This window comes from Arthrobacter sp. Soil_C_60, assembly GCF_057656375.1.
In genome coordinates, this window is record NZ_JBDGKM010000008.1 from 127308 (window position 1) to 143338 (window position 16031).

The window sequence follows — 16031 nt, forward strand, 5'->3', positions numbered from 1 at the left end:
CAGGACCCCGCAAACGCCGATGTCAACGCTGACACCTGCAGAACAAAGGAGTGCGCCGATGAGCGTCAACAAGCCGACGTCCCCGGAGACGGAGAAATCGGGACTGAAAAAGATTGTGGCCGCCTCGATGGTGGGCACGGTGGTGGAGTGGTACGAGTTCTTCCTCTACGCCACCGCCGCCTCGCTGGTCTTCGGCCAGTTCTTCTTCCCCAATGCGGACACGGAGCTGGACGGCATCATCGCGGCCTTCCTGACCTACGCAGTGGGCTTCATCGCCCGTCCACTCGGCGGCATTGTGTTCGGCCAGATCGGCGACAAGCTCGGCCGCAAGCACACCCTGCAGGTCACCATCATCATGGTGGGCGTGGCCACGTTCCTGATGGGCTGCCTGCCCGGCTTCAACTCCATCGGCTACTGGGCGCCGGCACTGCTGGTGATCCTGCGCTTCGTCCAGGGCTTCGCCGTGGGCGGCGAGTGGGGCGGAGCCGTCCTGCTCGTGGCCGAACACAGCCCGAACAAGTCGCGCGGGTTCTGGTCCAGCTGGCCGCAGGCCGCCGTTCCGGTGGGCAACCTGCTTGCCACCCTGGTGCTGCTGGGCATGTCCTGGATCCTCCCCTCGGACCAGTTCCTCAGCTGGGGCTGGCGCGTGGCCTTCTGGGTGTCCGCGTTCATCGTCATCATCGGCTACTACATCCGCACCCACGTCAGTGAGGCACCGATCTTCCTGGAAGCCCGCGCCCAGGTGGAAGCCGACAAGGCCGTCAGCTACGGGGTGATGGAGGTTGTGAAGAAGTACCCCAAGGGCATCTTCGGCGCCATGGGCCTGCGCTTCGCCGAGAACATCCTCTACTACATCATCGTCAGTTTCACCATCGTGTACCTGAAGACCGAGCACGAGTACGACACGAGCCAGTTGCTGCTGGCGCTGCTGGTGGCGCACGTCATCCACTTCATTGTGATTCCGCAGGTCGGCAGGCTCTCGGATGCCTTCGGCCGCAAGCCGGTTTACCTGGCCGGTGCGGTGCTCGGAGCCAGTTGGGCGTTCTTCGCCTTCCCGATGTTCGATACGCAGAACCCGTTTATCATCATCGCCGCCGTGACCATCGGCCTGTGCTTCCACGCGTTGATGTACGCGGGCCAGCCGGCCATCATGGCAGAAATGTTCCCCACCCGCATGCGCTACTCCGGCGTCTCCCTGGGCTACCAGGTCACCTCGATTGTTGCCGGCTCGATGGCGCCGATCATCGCGACCGCGTTGCTGCAGGACTTCGGTTCCTGGGTCCCAGTAGCCATCTACGTGGCGGTGGCCTGTGCCATTACCGCCGTCGCGGTGATCACGCTGAAGGAAACCCGGGGCGCGTCCCTGCACGACATTGACGACGCCGACGCCCGCAAGCATGGACTGAACACGGCCCGCGTCACCAACTGAGCCAGTCCACGCCCGCAACAAGCATCAACCTGCTCTACGTAAGGGAACTTTCATGACCAACGAAACCGAACGGACCAACGAGCCCGCCGCCCAACCACTGGCGGGCAGGCGGGCCCTGGTCACCGGCGGCGCCAGCGGGATCGGCTTGGCTGTGGTGCATGCCCTCGCCGCCCGCGGCGCCCGCGTGGTCGTCGCGGACGTGGACCAGGCCGGCGCCGAGGCGGTGGCCAGAGAAGTCGGCGGCTCAAGCTGGGCAGCTGACCTGCTGGACCCGTCGGCCGTCACCGACGATCAGCTCACCGAAGCGCTCGACGGCGTGGACATCCTGGTCAACAACGCCGGCATCCAGCACGTCAGCCCGATCCAGGACTTCAACCCGGAGGACTTCCGGCGGATCCTGACGCTGATGCTGGAGGTCCCGTTCCTGTTGGTCCGCGCGGCACTGCCGAAGATGTATGCACAGGGATTCGGCCGTATCATCAACGTTTCCTCCGTGCACGGGCTGCGTGCTTCCCCGTTCAAGTCCGCCTACGTCACCGCCAAGCACGGGCTCGAAGGCCTGTCCAAGGTCACTGCCTTGGAGGGCGGCGAGTACGGCGTGACCAGCAACTGCGTCAACCCCGGCTACGTCCGCACCCCGCTAGTGGAAAAGCAGATTGCTGACCAGGCGCGGGTCCACGGCATTCCCGAGTCCGAGGTGCTGGCGAAGATCATGCTGACGGAAAGCGCCATCAAACGCCTGGTCGAGCCGGAGGAAGTGGCCTCACTGGTGGCCTGGCTGGCCAGCGACGATGCGTCAATGGTCACGGGCGCCAGCTACACCATGGACGGCGGTTGGTCCGCGCGGTAAACGGCGCTTCCTGCAACAAAGTTACGTACGACGTCGGCACTCGGCTGGGTTTTCCACCCATCTGAGTGCCGGCGTCGTTTTGTTGCGGTCACGCTCTGGAACTCGTCGAGTGCGCCGGGCAGGGGCAGATAGACTGCTGATAAACCGGACCAACTCGTGAGTAAGGAGAGCCCGTCATGAAGATTGTCGTGTTGGCCAAGCAGGTACCGGACACTTGGTCGGACCGCAAGATCAACCTGGAAACCGGCATGCTGGACCGGGAAGCCTCCGAGCCGGTGCCGGATGAGATCAACGAGCGTGCTCTGGAAGTCGCGCTGCAGTTCAAGGACGCGAACTCCGACGCCGAGATCGTCGCGCTCTCCATGGGGTTGGAAGATACGACTAAGACGCTTCGTAAACTGCTGTCGATGGGCGCGGATTCGGCTGTGTTGGTCACGGACCCCGCGCTGGCCGGATCGGACATGGTCCAGACCTCGCGGGTGCTGGCGGCTGCGGTGCAGCGGATCGCCCCGGACCTGCTGGTGGCCGGCAATGAAGCTACCGACGGCCGCGGTGGAATGGTCCCGGCGATGGTCGCGGAGATTCTAGGCTGGCCGGTGCTGCCCAGCCTCGACGAGGTGGCCATCACCGCCGAGGGCGTCTCCGGGACAACCCAGGTCGACGGCGGATCGCTGAGCCTCAGCTCCGGGCTGCCGGCGGCCATCTCTGTCACGGAGAAGTCTGCGGAGGCGCGCTTTCCGAATTTCAAGGGCATCATGCAGGCCAAGAAGAAGCCGATGGAAACCTGGTCCCTGGCTGAGCTGGGCATCCAGGCCGGCCCGGACGCGGCTCCGGTTCGCTCGGTGATGGTCTCCGCCGAGGCGCGCCCGCCGAAGGAAGCCGGTCCGAAGGTCGTCGACGACGGCACGGCGGCCAGCCAGTTGGCCGAGTTCCTCGCCGCCCAGCGGTTGATCTGACCGCACACCTGACTTGATGACCTGATTGACCGGAAGGGCAAACATTATGGGAAACATCCTGGTACTGATCGAAACCACCGCCGCCGGCGCGTCGAAGCCGACGGCGGCCGGCCTGCTCGGCGCGGCCGCAGCCATCGGCACACCGGTGGCCGTGGCGGTGACCCCGCCGGGGCAGGGCGCGGAACTCGCGGCGCAGCTGGGTTCGCTGGGCGCCGCCCATGTCTACCTGGCCGAATCCGACACGGCGAACACCGAGCTTGGCACCGCGGAGGTCGGGGCCCTGGCCGACGCCATAAAGGAGTACTCCGCCCAAACTGTGCTGGTGTCGAACACCAATGACTCCAAGACTGTCGCCGGACGGTTGGCGATCATCGCCGGTGGCTCCGTGGCCGCCGACGCCGTAGGGGTGCGCTACGACGAAGAGGGGCAGGAGGTCATCGTAGAGCACTCGGTGTTCGGCGGTGACTTCACCACACAGTCGACGATCGAGGGCGGTCTCATGATCGTCACAGTTCGACCGGGATCAATTGATGCGCGGGCCGAGGCAGTAGCCGATCCGCAGGTCAAGACCGTTCCGGTGTCCACCGCCGCTGCCCCGGGAGCGCGGATCGACCAGGTCCTGGACGCCCCGGCCCAGACCGACCGGCCGGCGCTGCGGGGCGCCCAGGCCGTGGTCTCCGGCGGGCGCGGACTTGGCTCGAAGGAGAACTTCGCCCTGGTCGAGCAGCTCGCGGACAGTCTCGGCGCCGCGGTCGGCGCATCCCGTGCGGCCGTGGACTCGGGCTACGTGCCCCAGTCGTTCCAGGTGGGGCAGACCGGCGTCTCGGTGACGCCGGACCTATATGTGGCCTTGGGGATCTCCGGCGCCATCCAGCACCGCTCCGGCATGCAGACCGCGAAGACGATTGTGGCCATTAACAAGGACGGGGACGCACCGATCTTCGAGATCGCCGACTTCGGCGTGGTCGGCGACGTCTTCACCGTGGTGCCCCAGTTGATCGACGAGATCAACGCGCGCCGCGGCTGAGTCCTCGCGGATCTGCTGCACCTGATTGACCGTCCCGGAGGCGAGAGACACGATGACCAACGAGAACAGTGCGGCTGACCGCGCTCCGCGTCGTCAGCGCATGGCCGGATACCGGCCGCTGACACCGCAGGTTCAGCAGGATGGGGTGGCGAACGACGTCGACGCCGCGGGCACGATGCCGGCCTCGACTGAGAGTTCGACGGAACCGAAGGCGCCAGTCTCGCAGGCACCGGAACAGGGCGCGAGTCAGACACCAGCCCAGGCCTCGGCCGCGGAAATGCAGGCGGCACCGCGCGCGGCGTCGCCTGCACAGGATGCGGCTGCCGCGCCGTCGCCGGGAACGCAATCCGCACCGGCCGCTCCAGCGAAGAAGCAGCGGATGGGCGGCTATCGGCCCTTGCCGCAGGAAAAGCAGATCGACAGCGGCGTGGGACCGGCTGCCAAGGCCTCGGAGCCGCCGAAGACGCCCCAGCCACCGGCCCCGGTGCGCAAGCAGCGCATGGGTGCACAACCGGCCGCTTCCACCACTGCAGCACCTCTGGATGCGGCACCCGCCGATGAACCACGTGCCGCTCCCGTGCGCAAGCAGCGCATGGGCGTCCAGCCGGCCGCCTCCACCGATGCACCGCCTGTTGCTCCAGTGCGGAAGCAGCGTATGGGTGCAGTGCCATCGACAGCCGGGCAGGAATCGGCTCCGACGGCAGCGGGCAAGACCCGGATGGGAGCAGCCCCGGCACCGGCCGGATCCCCTGAAGCCAAACCCGTCGCTGCTGGCGGCACCCGCCAGCGCATGGGCGCTACCCAAGGGCAGGGAACCGCAGCGGCCAAGAGCCCGGCTCCTGTCCAAGGTGACGCTGCCGTGCCGAATCGCTCGCGGATGGGATCACCGGCACCGACGCCGCCCGCGACACCGACTTCCACACCGACCGCCGATGCCGCCGCCCGGAGCGGCTCCGGATCGACTCCGCCTACAACCTCCGGCCGGCCCGCCCCGTCCAGCGGAACCACCAAGGCGAGCGAACGCCCGGCGTGGCTGAAGCCGGTGCTGGTGACCGCCGTCGTGCTGGTGTTAGCTGTGGTAGCGGTGCTCTGTGCCCGGTGGCTGCGGAGTATGGAGCCGGTGCAGGAGTTCATTGCGACCTACGACGGCCACGCGTCCCAGCCGGACAGTGCCCCGGTCGGGTTGCCGGCGTGGTTGGGCTGGCAGCACTTCTTCAACATGTTCTTTATCGTGCTTATCGTCCGGACGGGCCTGCAGGTGCGCACCGAGCGCAAGCCTCCCGGTTACTGGACGGCGAAGAAGGACTCGTTCTTCTCACCGAAGGGCAACACCCCGAAGAAGGTCTCTTTGTCCCAGTGGCTGCACCAGAGCCTGGACGTGCTCTGGGTGGTCAACGGGCTGGTCTTCATCGTCCTTCTGCTGGCCACCGGGCAGTGGATGCGCATTGTGCCAACCAGCTGGGACATCTTCCCGAACATGCTCTCGGCCGGCATCCAGTACGTTTCCCTGGACTGGCCCACGGAGAACGGGTGGGTGCACTACAATGCGCTGCAGGTCATGACGTACTTCATCACCGTGTTCATTGCTGCGCCGCTGGCGATCATTTCCGGTATCCGGATCTCCACCTGGTGGCCGGATCAGGCCACCGGGCTCAACAAGGCGTACCCGGTGGAGTGGGCCCGGGCGATCCATTTTCCCGTGATGCTCTACTTCGTCGCCTTCACCATCGTGCACGTGTTCCTGGTCTTCTTTACCGGGGCGCTGCGCAACCTGAACCACATGTACACCTCGCGGGACGTCGTGGACTGGTGGGGGCTGATCATCTTCGTGCTCTCCCTGCTGGTTATCGCGGCCGCGTGGTTCCTGACGAAACCGCTCTTCACCACACCCATCGCCGCCCGGATGGGCAAGGTCTCCAAGTAGCGACGAGAAGCGAAGAGCCCGCCATCCCGCACAGCGCTGGAGATGGCGGGCTCTTCGCCGCGGCATGTAGAGCCGGTCGGCGCCGGGTACTAGACTGCTTCGAGCACGCTGACGTAGTTGGCGATGGCGAGGCCGCCCATGTTGTGTACGGCGGCGCGGCGCGCACCGGGCAGTTGCATTTCGCCGGCCGTACCGCTGAGCTGCATGGCCGTGACCACGTGCTGGGAGACGCCGGTGGCTCCGACGGGGTGGCCCTTCGCCTTGAGCCCGCCGGAGAGGTTCACGGGCAGTTTGCCGTCCCGGTAAACCCAGCCTTCTTCGATGGCGCGCCGGCCTTCGCCGGCCGGGGTGAGGCCCATGACTTCGTACATGATCAGTTCGGCGATGGTGAAGCAGTCGTGTACTTCGGCGAAGTCCAGCCCGTCCAATCCGGTGCCGGCCATCGCCAGCGCGCGCTGCCAGGCTGCGACGCTGCCGGCGAACGCGGTGGGATCGCGCTTTTCCACGGGCATGAAGTCATTGGCCTGGCCGAATCCGGTGAGCCGGACCGGTGCAGTGGCCGACGACGACGGCGCGGGGCCGCTGGTGAGAACGAGGGTGGCAGCGCCGTCGGATACTGGGGAGCAATCCGTGCGGCGTAGCGGGTCGGCGACCATCGGGTTCTTATCCGAAACGGTCCGGCAGAACTCTTCGCCGAGGTCCTTGCGCAGCTGGGCGTAGGGGTTCAGCACGCCGTTGCGGTGGTTCTTCGCGGCGATCGAGCCGAGCACGTCCCCCGCCGGGCCGTAGCGTTTCTCGTAGTGCTTGGCGGTCTCGGCGAAGAGCCCGGCGAAGCCGGTGGTGGAGGACTTGCCGGCCATGTCGTAGTCGGCGCCGAGCAGCGCCGCTCCGACGACGTCGGGCCCGGCCTGGGTCATCTTTTCGGCCCCGATGACCAGCACGTTCTTCGCGGTGCCGGCGAGCAGCGACTTGGCGCCCTGCTGGACGGCCGCGGAGCCGGAGGCGCAGGCGTTTTCCACACGTGTTGCCGGGACGTTGGCCAGCTCGTCGGAGACCTGCAAGGCCAGCGACGAGGCGAAGCCCAACGGCAGCATGCCGGAGTTAAACTGGCCCAGGTAGATCTCGTCGATCTGTCCCGGTTCCAGCCCGGCGTTAGCGATGGCTTCGCGGGAGACTTGGACGATCAGGGATTCCAGTGTCTCGTCGGTCAGTTTGCCGAACCGGGAGTGCCCCCAGCCGGTGAGCAGAATGTCTTTGCCGAATTGTTCGTGCAGGCTCATCGCTGTGCTCCTTCCAAGGTTGCAGCCAGTTCGGCCTCGAGCTCGGGGGCTACCCTGAAGGGTGCCTCGGTCTTGTCCCGGACCTCGTCGAGAGTGATTCCGGGCGCCAGTTGCGTCAGTACCAGTGCCGGGCTGCCGCCGTCGTTGTTGATATCGAAATCGGCCAGGTCGGTGATGATGCGGTTGACTACGCGGACGCCGGTGAGCGGCAGCGAGCATTCCTTGACGATCTTGGGCTTGCCGTCCTTGGCCACGTGGTCGGTCAGCACCACCACGCGGGGAGTGCCGGCCACCAGATCCATGGCGCCGCCCATGCCCTTGACCATCTTGCCCGGAATGGTCCAGTTGGCGAGGTCGCCGGCGCCGGAGACCTCCATGGCGCCGAGGATGGCGACCTTCACATGCCCGCCGCGGATCATGCCGAAGGACGTGGCCGAGTCGAAGATCGACCCGCCGGGCAACACGGTGACGGTTTGCTTGCCGGCGTTGATCAGGTCCGCGTCTTCCTCGCCCTCGTAGGGGAACGGACCCATGCCGAGCAGGCCGTTCTCGCTTTGCAGCACCACCCGCACGCCTTCCGGCAGGTTGTTCGCCACCAGGGTGGGGATGCCGATTCCGAGGTTGACGTAGTCGCCGTCGTTCAGTTCGGTGGCAGCGATGGCGGCCATCTCGTCTCGTGTCCAAGCCATGGTTCTCTCCTTCAGGTTCGTGTCCGGTGGTCTGCTCAGGCGCCGACGGCGGCGGGCCGCGGGCGGACGGTGAGCTTTTCGATGTCCTTGCTGCGTCCGCTGGCCTGGACGAGGTGCTGGACGTAAACGCCCGGTGTGACGATGTGGTTGGGGTCCAGCTGGCCGGGTTCGACGATGACCTCGGCCTCGGCGATGGTGACGCGGCCGGCGGTGGCTACCACCGGGTTGAAGTTGCGGGCGGTGTAGCGGTAGATCAGGTTGCCGTCGGTGTCCGCGGTGTGCGCGTGGACCAGGGCCAGGTCCGCGACGATGCCGCGTTCCTGGACGTACAGTTCGCCGTCGAACTCTTCGTGCGGCTTGCCCTCGGCGATCTGGGTGCCGACACCGGTCTTGGTGTAGAACGCGGGGATGCCGGCGCCGCCGGCGCGCAGTCGCTCGGCCAGCGTGCCCTGGGGGTTGAACTCCACTTCCAGGGTCCCGGCGAGGAACTGCTCGGCGAAGAGCTTATTTTCACCCACGTAGGAGGCGAGGACTTTACGGACCTGGCCGGACTCGATCAGCACACCCAGCCCCTTGCCGTCGATGCCCATGTTGTTGGAGACAACGGTGAGGTCCTTGACGCCGGAGTCGCGGACGGCGTCGATCAGGTCGGCCGGGATGCCGCTGAGCCCGAAACCGCCCACAGCGATGGTCATTCCGTCATGCAGCACACTTTCCAGTGCCGCCGTGGGTCCTGCTGCCACTTTGGACATGCTTCCTCCTCGTTGAGTGTCTGACGTTCGCACGCCTTGCTGTCCATGTTGTGGACAGGTGGTTTACCTGCAGGCTAGCGGTGCGCGCGTGGAGGCGTCAAGAGGGGTATTCTCGGTGTATTCACAGTGTGGACATGCTGCAGTAGAGTGTCCATATTGTGGATTCAAGGAGTGAAATGACAGAGAAAACGGTCCAAGGGGCACAGGTGGTCGGGCGGGTGGCCCAGCTGCTGCGCATTGTCGGGCGCTCCCCTGAGGAAGGTGCGGCGCTTCCGGCTATCGTCGAGGCATCGGGTCTGACGCGGCCCACGGTCTACCGGCTGCTCAACTCATTGGCGGCCGAGGGGCTGCTGGATCATCATGCCGAGACGGGCACCTGGCACTTGGGCCCCGAGGTCTATGTCCTCGGAGCTGTCGCCGCCAACCGGTACGCCATCGAGGACCTGGCGCGGCAGAGTCTGCAGCGGTTGGCAGACGAAACCGGGGAGAGTGCATTCCTTTCCATTAGGCGCGGCGACGAGACAGTGTGTCTGCTCCGGGTCGAAGGCAGCTTTCCGGTGCGTTCGTTCGTTTTGCATGAGGGCGTCCGCTTCCCGCTGGGAGTTGCTTCCGCCGGACTGGCCATCATGGCCTTCCTCCGGGAAGAGGAGGTGGATCGGTTGCTTGACGACGGCGGTGCGCGCGTCGAGCGCTTCGGCCCGGCCCATACCGCAGAACGGATCCGGGCGAACCTGGAAGTGACCCGTCGCAACGGCTACACGGTGAATCCCGGACTCATCCTTGAGGGCAGTTGGGGTATGGGCGCCGCCGTTTTCGACCGCCAAGGCAACCCGGCGTGGGCTCTGTCCCTCACCGGCATCGAGCAGCGGTTCCGCCCGGAACGGCAGGAATTCCTCGGGAAACTTCTGCTTGAGGAGGCGCACAAGATCACCCAGCAACTGGGCGAGCACGTCAGTGCGCGCTGAGCGTTTGATGCTCGAGGTCGGTACAGACCTGAAAGCTCTTGCGTTGGCATCAGGCGGCCAGCCGGTCAGGTTCTGTGTCTTCCCAAACGTCGAGGACGCAGCGCCGCAGTGCGGTTGGAACGGTGATGTCCTGTGCGATGACGACCAGACCCAACTCTTGGAGGTACTTCAGACGCCGTCCCACCTCGGCGTAGAACTCCGCTGTTTCCGGAGTTGCACCGCCCGGCATCAGCGCACCCGGATTAGTGAGAATCAGCCCGGACACCGACCCTGTCGTTTCGGCCGCATGTGCAAGGATGCGGCCGATAGTCTGACCTACGGAAAGCTCGTCGCTGTAAGGAGAGCTGTCGCGACCGAACTCATTTTCAAAGCATGCGTAAACGAGAGTTTCGAGAAGAGCCAGACGGTCGGGATTTTCCCCGTTGCTGAAGGTATTCCGAATATCTGCCAATCGTTCTGCTGAGCCTTGAGTTGGGGTGAGGCCCAGATTTGCAAGGATATTGAACCTGACTTGTGCTGAGTTTTCGTCGGGAGCGTCCTGACCGAACACTGTGACTGATGCCCAAAATGCCTGGCGCCAAGTGGGGACGGAATCACTGTGCAATTGTGCATCCACGGCTGCGAGCAAGTTTCGTGCCTTCTCCGCGAGAGGCGTTTCTTCGAGGAACTCCAACTGTTCTGTTGGGTCCAGCTCGGACCATTCGAAACCGCGGCTCGGTCCGACGGCCTCGAATGCGATATGCGCCCGGTGATAGTAGTTTCGCAGGTCCTCCAACTGTCGGGTGGTTCCTGTCCAACGACCAGTCTGCTCCAAGAAGTTGGTATACAGCGACATCGAGCTCACAAACGGCATGAAGAGGAAATCATCTCCCTCGGCGATCTCATCAACACACAAGCAAATGGCGGCTTCAAGCGGGAGCGCGCGGAACGAAGTGCAGCTGGAGCCTGGCTGGAGCTTCCGGTGGAAACCCAGAACCATCTTGACGAACTCCAAAACGTAATGGCTCTCTTGATCCGTTGCGTCCTTACCTATCCAATCGGTATATGCCGGGGTCAACGCATCAATCTCGGCTTCGCGGCTTGGGATCTGGCGGCGAGGCTTATTCGGACGGGTGTTTTTGGAGCGGCGCTTCTTGCTTCGTCCCACGTTGGTGCCTTTCGTCGTGAAGGGTGGTCTGGTTCGTCCACCTTCCCCCTCTACGACAATGCACCGCTATCCCGCACTTCCAGACTGTGGATAACTGCTAAAGGACGATGCGCAGGGGTTCCTCCAGCGTCTGTTTGAGGTCCCGCAGGAAGGCCGCCGCGGTGGCGCCGTCCAGCACGCGGTGGTCCGCGGTCATGGTCAGCTTCATGATCCGTCTGCTCTGCAGCATCCCGTCCTGCACAAAGGGTTCTTCGGTAGCCGCACCTACTGCCAGGATGGCTGCCTCGGGCGGGTTGATCACTGCGGTGAAGTTATCGATTCCGAACATGCCCAGGTTGCTGATGGTGAACGTGCCGCCGCTGAATTCATCGGGCTTGAGCTTGCCGGCACGGGCCTTCTCCGCCAGTTCACGAGTCTCGGCGGCGAGTTCGTCCAGGGGTTTGGCATCCGCGTCCCTCACCACGGGGACAATGAGGCCGTTGTCGATGGCGACGGCGACGCCGATGTGCGTGCGGCGGTGCTGCAGGATCTTATCTCCGGCCCAGGACGAGTTGACCTGCGGGTGCGCATGCAGGGTGACGGCGCAGGCCCGCACCAGCAGATCGGTCACGCTGACCTTGATTCCGGAGTCCGCATAGCGCTGGTTTACTTCCTGCCGGAAAGCGAACAGTCGGTCTACGCCCACCACGTTGGTCAAGAAGAAGTGAGGCGCGCTGGCGCTTTCGGTCAGTCGGCGGGCCGTTGCCTTGCGCATCTGTGTCAGGGGCACATCAACGGAGTCCGCACCGGTATCCGTCTGGCCAGCCGCTGCTGCTGGCCGCGGCGCTCCTGCCGGGCCGGGTTGTCCAGGTTGTCCTGCCGGGGCGCCCTGGTCCGCCTTCTCGGTTCGCCCCTCGCCCGCAGCCACAGCGGCCTCAACGTCGGCGCGGACTATCCGGCCGCCTGGCCCGGTGCCCGTGATGGTGGCTGGGTCAAGGCCGTGCTCGGCGGCGATCCGGCGGGCCAGGGGAGATGTCAGGACCCGGCCGGCCGGTGTGGGTTTGGCCGGCTCTGGCCCCGCCACGGGCGCGCCGGGTGCGAGCGGTGCAGGTTCGCTGGGTGCTGCCGGTGCCTCGGCCGCCGTCGTACTTTGTGTTGTTGAAGTGCCGGGAGCCGTTCCGCCTCCGGTTCCGCTCCCGTCGCCGATGATGGCGACCGGTTCGCCGATGGCCACGGTGGTGCCTTCGGGAACGAGGAGCTTCTCCAGGACGCCGTCCTCGAACACCTCCAAGTCCATGGTGGCCTTGTCCGTGTCGATCTCGCCGATCACGTCGCCCTGATGGACCGTGTCGCCCTCCTTCTTGAGCCAGCGGCTGATAACACCTTCTTCCATGGTGTCGGACAGGCGCGGCATGAAAACTTCCGGCATGGCTGGCTCCTATCGGGAGAAACTCGTGTCGTCGAGGACTTCGCGGATGACCCGGACCAGGTCGCTGGCGTCCGGCAGCGCCGCCAGTTCCAGGGCTTTGGCGTACGGCAACGGAACTTCGGCGGCTGCCACGCGTCTGACCGGGGCGTCCAAATAATCGAACGCGCCCTCCATAAGGGAAGCGGAGATCTCTGCGCCGATTCCGTAGCTCAACCAATCGTCCTCCAGCACGACGGCCCGGCTGGTCTTGCGCACCGAGGCACAGAATGTTTCCCGATCCAGGGGCCGCAGACTCCGCAGATCCACCACCTCGGCAGAGATGCCTTCGTCCTCCAGCTGGCGGGCGGTTTCCAACGCGATGACCGTGCCGCGGGAGTAGGTGATGACGGTCAGATCGGTGCCCTCCTTGACCACGGCCGCCTTGCCGATTTCGGCGATTTGCTCGCCGTCGGGCACTTCGCCCTTGGTGTTGTAGAGGGAGAGGTTCTCCAGGAAGATGACCGGGTCGTCGTCGCGGATGGCTGCGGTGAGCAGTGCCTTCGCATCGGCGGGAGTGGCCGGGGCCACCACTTTCAGCCCCGGCACATGCGCGTACCAGACCTCCAGGTTCTGCGAATGCGTGGCCGCCAGCTGCTGGCCGCCGCCGCCCGGGAACCGGATCACCATGGGCACCGGAGTCTGGCCACCGAACATGCCGTAGATTTTGGCGGCGTGGTTCACGATCTGATCGATGGCGATCAGGCTGAAGTTCAGCGTCATGATCTCGACCACCGGGCGCATACCCAGCATCGCGGCACCGATGGCCGCTCCCACAAAACCCTCTTCGGCGATCGGAGTGTCTTTCACCCGTTCCGGACCGAATTCCTTCAGGAGGCCGGCTGTAATTTTGTAGGACCCTTCGAAGATGCCGATCTCCTCGCCAAGCAGGATCACGTTCTCGTCCCGCGTCAGTTCCGCGCGGAGCGTGTCATTGAGGGCCTGCCGGTAGCTGGTGGTGGGCATTCCGTCTCCTGTGCTGGCTCCGCTGATGGTCATAGCAACGGCTCCCGGGCCGCGGCCGGCTGGCCAGGCAAGGCCTGCGGCGCGTTGGCCACCGGGGTGGCGTAGGCGAAGTCGAAAAGCTCGTCGGGTGTGGGCGCCGGGCTGGATTCGGCAAAGGCGACGGCGGACGCAACCTTCTCCGCGGAGTCGTCCTCGATCTGGACCGCCTGCTCCTCGGTCAACAGGTCCGCGGCGAGCAGCTGCGCCCGGAACGCGGGCACCGGATCCGCGGCCTGGGCCTCCTCGACCTCGGCGGCCGAGCGGTAGCGCGCCGGGTCCACCACGGAGTGGCCGCGCAACCGGTAGCTCATGACCTCCAGCAGCCCCGGCTGGCGATCGACCCGGGCGCGGTCCAGCGCGGTGTTCGCCGCCTCCCGCACCGCGACGACGTCGTTGCCGTCCACACGTTCGCCGGGGATCCGGTAGGAAGCACCGCGTTTGTAGAGCAGGGGCTCGCCCGAGGCCGCCTCCACCGTGGTGCCCATGCCCAGCCGGTTGTTCACCACCACGTAGACAATGGGCAGATGCCAGACAGCAGCGAGGTTGAGAGACTCGTGGAAGGCGCCGATGTTGGTAGTGCCGTCGCCCATCTGGCACATCACCGCTTCGGCCTCCGGCCCGGGCTTGCCACGGTAGGTCAGCGCCAGCGCGGCGCCCGTGGCCGGGGGGAGTTGACCGCCGACAATGCCGTAACCGCCCAGCAGCCGCGTCTGAGTGTCGAACAAGTGCATCGAACCACCGCGGCCCTTGGCCACCCCAGTGGACTTACCGAAGAGTTCGGCCATGACGCGCCCGGGATCCATTCCGCGGGAGAGGGCATAGCCGTGGTCCCGGTAGTTCGTGAAGAGGTAGTCCTTCTCCTGCAGTGCCGCCATGAGCCCGACGACGGTGGCCTCCTCGCCGAGGTTGAGGTGGCAGTAACCGCCGATTTTGGCCCGCTTGTACATCTGGTCCGCGGTGAGCTCGAACTTCCGGATCAGGACCATTTCCCGGTAGTACCCGATGAGCACCTCGGGCGGTTCAGCCCCGGGGAATGATCCTGCCGCCTGGGACCCTGCTGTTGCCGCGGCTGCCTGGTCAGTCATCGCTTACCTCCATCTACTGGATCTGGTCAGCTCAGGGACGGGTTCAGGGGCCCGGCGGCTGCTCGTGCAGGACGAACCTCTCGCTGTCCGCCCCGCATTTGGGGCAGGCCTTGGGCGGGTGTTCGCCCCGGACCGGTTCGCCGCAGGCACCGCAAACCCACTCGGTCGCCAGCAGCGCCACGATGTCCGCGCGGCTGACGATCCCGACCAGGCGCCCGTTCTCCAGCACCGGAACGCGCGCGATCCACTGGTTGACCAGCAACTGCCGGATGTCCGAGATGGCGGTATCCGTGGTCACGCTGATCACGGAGCTGGTCATGACCTGGGCCGCGGTGACGCCCGGCGTTGCCAGCAGGTCGTACTCGCTGACCAGCCCGACCACATGCTGCTCATCGTCCACTACCGGCACGGCGCTGATGCGGTGTTGGCCCAGCATCTGGGCGACGTCTTCGATCAGTGCTTCGGCGACAACGCTGATGACCGGCGTAGTCATGATGTCGCGTGCGGTTACCGGGGCATGGGAATCCACCAGCAAGCCACCTTCCTGGACCGTGCGGCTTAGGCCGCAGACAGATCCGATCGGCCGGAGCGGGGAACGCCTCGCTGCGCTTCCCCCTGACCTTCAGCCTAGCCAGCCGCCTGCATTTGGCAAGGGGCCGGTTTCGGTTCCAGCTGCCGCTCCGGGCACTTGCCGCGTATATTCCTCACAACGGACATTTCGATTCACTCACCCCGACAGGGTGGATCCGACGCGCCAGCCGGCGGTATGGGAAGGAGCCGGAGATGGAACAGCTAACGACGACGGCGGGACGTGGCTTTGCGCTTCTGTTCCGCGGAATCAAAGCCGTTCGCCCGCGGCGCCCGATCCACCCGGAAGGCATCAGCCTCACCGGGTCGGTCGACAGGCTTCCGCCCGGGCGGAGAAGCGGTATTTCGTGGCTTGATACTCCCGGTACGGTTCAGGTCCAAGCCCGGCTGTCGCGGTCGATCGGCCTGCCCGGACCGCTGCCGGACATCGTGGGGCTGGCCCTGAGGATGCCGGCAGACTCAGGGTCCTTCGATGTGCTGCTCGCGTCCACGGGGATGTTCGGAGCCAGCCGTTTCATCCTAACGCCGCACAGATTCGCGTCGGAGCCAGCCTTCACCACCTTGATGCCGTACCAAGGCAGCCGCGGGCCGGTCCTGCTGGCGGCCCGTACGCTGGACTCAGCGCTCAGGCTCCCCGCAAAACCGGAGGCCTTCCGGCAGGCACTCGGTGACCGCGTCTGGACGCTTGGGCTTTACCATTCGGCACTCCGCGGGCCATGGGCCCGGTTCGCCACCATGTCCTTGGCGCTTGATCGAACCCAGCAGGACACGGACCGGCGGTTCGACCCGCTGCTGCATCCGCTGCCCGGCGCCGGCACCTACCGGTGGACCCGATCCCTGCGCGAGCCGTCCTACACAACGGCCCGCGAGCCGCGCTAACGGAGGGCCTT

The 16031-nt window shown here is 65.6% G+C and carries 15 protein-coding genes; 7 read left to right on the forward strand and 8 right to left on the reverse strand.

What is annotated here, in order from left to right; genetic code table 11:
- Positions 1-58: 58 nt before the first annotated feature.
- The 5 genes from AC3A4M_RS16260 to AC3A4M_RS16280 all read left to right on the forward strand — a co-directional run bounded on the left by AC3A4M_RS16260 (position 59) and on the right by AC3A4M_RS16280 (position 6186).
- Positions 59-1429 (forward strand): MFS transporter, encoded by a 1371-nt coding sequence (locus tag AC3A4M_RS16260; RefSeq protein WP_498736920.1) that lies wholly within the window; start codon positions 59-61, stop codon positions 1427-1429.
- A gap of 52 nt (positions 1430-1481) precedes the next feature.
- A complete protein-coding gene (locus AC3A4M_RS16265) occupies positions 1482-2279 on the forward strand; it encodes a 3-hydroxybutyrate dehydrogenase (RefSeq protein WP_498736921.1) in 798 nt (265 codons plus the stop codon).
- Between the two features lie 176 nt (positions 2280-2455).
- A complete protein-coding gene (locus AC3A4M_RS16270) occupies positions 2456-3235 on the forward strand; it encodes an electron transfer flavoprotein subunit beta/FixA family protein (RefSeq protein ID WP_498736922.1) in 780 nt (259 codons plus the stop codon).
- Between the two features lie 46 nt (positions 3236-3281).
- Positions 3282-4262, forward strand: a complete 981-nt coding sequence (locus AC3A4M_RS16275) for an electron transfer flavoprotein subunit alpha/FixB family protein (RefSeq protein ID WP_498736924.1) — start codon at positions 3282-3284, stop codon at positions 4260-4262.
- 52 nt (positions 4263-4314) lie between these two features.
- Positions 4315-6186, forward strand: a complete 1872-nt coding sequence (locus AC3A4M_RS16280) for a cytochrome b/b6 domain-containing protein (protein WP_498736926.1) — start codon at positions 4315-4317, stop codon at positions 6184-6186.
- An 89-nt stretch (positions 6187-6275) separates the two neighbouring features.
- On the opposite strand, the gene AC3A4M_RS16285 is transcribed toward AC3A4M_RS16280, so the two are convergent.
- From AC3A4M_RS16285 to AC3A4M_RS16295, 3 genes are read right to left on the reverse strand one after another with little or no spacing between them, the layout of a single operon-like run.
- On the reverse strand, positions 6276-7466 hold the full coding sequence (locus tag AC3A4M_RS16285; protein WP_498736927.1) for an acetyl-CoA acetyltransferase: 1191 nt from the start codon (positions 7464-7466) through the stop codon (positions 6276-6278).
- Positions 7463-8155, reverse strand: a complete 693-nt coding sequence (locus AC3A4M_RS16290) for a CoA transferase subunit B (RefSeq protein WP_498736928.1) — start codon at positions 8153-8155, stop codon at positions 7463-7465. The genes AC3A4M_RS16285 and AC3A4M_RS16290 overlap by 4 nt, the downstream gene beginning before the upstream one ends.
- A gap of 35 nt (positions 8156-8190) precedes the next feature.
- A complete protein-coding gene (locus AC3A4M_RS16295; protein ID WP_498736930.1) occupies positions 8191-8907 on the reverse strand; it encodes a CoA transferase subunit A in 717 nt (238 codons plus the stop codon).
- Between the two features lie 176 nt (positions 8908-9083).
- Here AC3A4M_RS16295 and AC3A4M_RS16300 point away from each other — a divergent pair, with 176 nt between their 5' ends.
- The gene (locus AC3A4M_RS16300) at positions 9084-9872 is read left to right on the forward strand and encodes an IclR family transcriptional regulator (RefSeq protein ID WP_498736931.1); all 789 of its coding nucleotides are present in this window, start codon (positions 9084-9086) and stop codon (positions 9870-9872) included.
- 49 nt (positions 9873-9921) lie between these two features.
- On the opposite strand, the gene AC3A4M_RS16305 is transcribed toward AC3A4M_RS16300, so the two are convergent.
- The 5 genes from AC3A4M_RS16305 to AC3A4M_RS16325 form a co-directional block, all read right to left on the reverse strand.
- Positions 9922-11019 carry a hypothetical protein gene (locus tag AC3A4M_RS16305; RefSeq protein WP_498736932.1) on the reverse strand — a complete coding sequence of 366 codons (1098 nt, stop codon included), beginning with the start codon at positions 11017-11019 and terminating at the stop codon, positions 9922-9924.
- Positions 11020-11116: 97 nt separating this feature from the next.
- Positions 11117-12427, reverse strand: a complete 1311-nt coding sequence (locus AC3A4M_RS16310; protein ID WP_498736934.1) for a dihydrolipoamide acetyltransferase family protein — start codon at positions 12425-12427, stop codon at positions 11117-11119.
- Between the two features lie 9 nt (positions 12428-12436).
- Positions 12437-13429 carry an alpha-ketoacid dehydrogenase subunit beta gene (locus AC3A4M_RS16315; protein WP_498736935.1) on the reverse strand — a complete coding sequence of 331 codons (993 nt, stop codon included), beginning with the start codon at positions 13427-13429 and terminating at the stop codon, positions 12437-12439.
- Between the two features lie 29 nt (positions 13430-13458).
- Positions 13459-14553: a pyruvate dehydrogenase (acetyl-transferring) E1 component subunit alpha gene (gene pdhA / locus AC3A4M_RS16320; RefSeq protein WP_498736937.1), complete on the reverse strand. Its 1095-nt coding sequence runs from the start codon at positions 14551-14553 to the stop codon at positions 13459-13461.
- A 43-nt stretch (positions 14554-14596) separates the two neighbouring features.
- Positions 14597-15082, reverse strand: coding sequence for a CBS domain-containing protein (locus AC3A4M_RS16325; RefSeq protein WP_498736938.1), 486 nt, complete (start codon positions 15080-15082; stop codon positions 14597-14599).
- A 254-nt stretch (positions 15083-15336) separates the two neighbouring features.
- Here AC3A4M_RS16325 and AC3A4M_RS16330 point away from each other — a divergent pair, with 254 nt between their 5' ends.
- Positions 15337-16020 carry a hypothetical protein gene (locus AC3A4M_RS16330; RefSeq protein WP_498736939.1) on the forward strand — a complete coding sequence of 228 codons (684 nt, stop codon included), beginning with the start codon at positions 15337-15339 and terminating at the stop codon, positions 16018-16020.
- Positions 16021-16031: the final 11 nt, after the last annotated feature.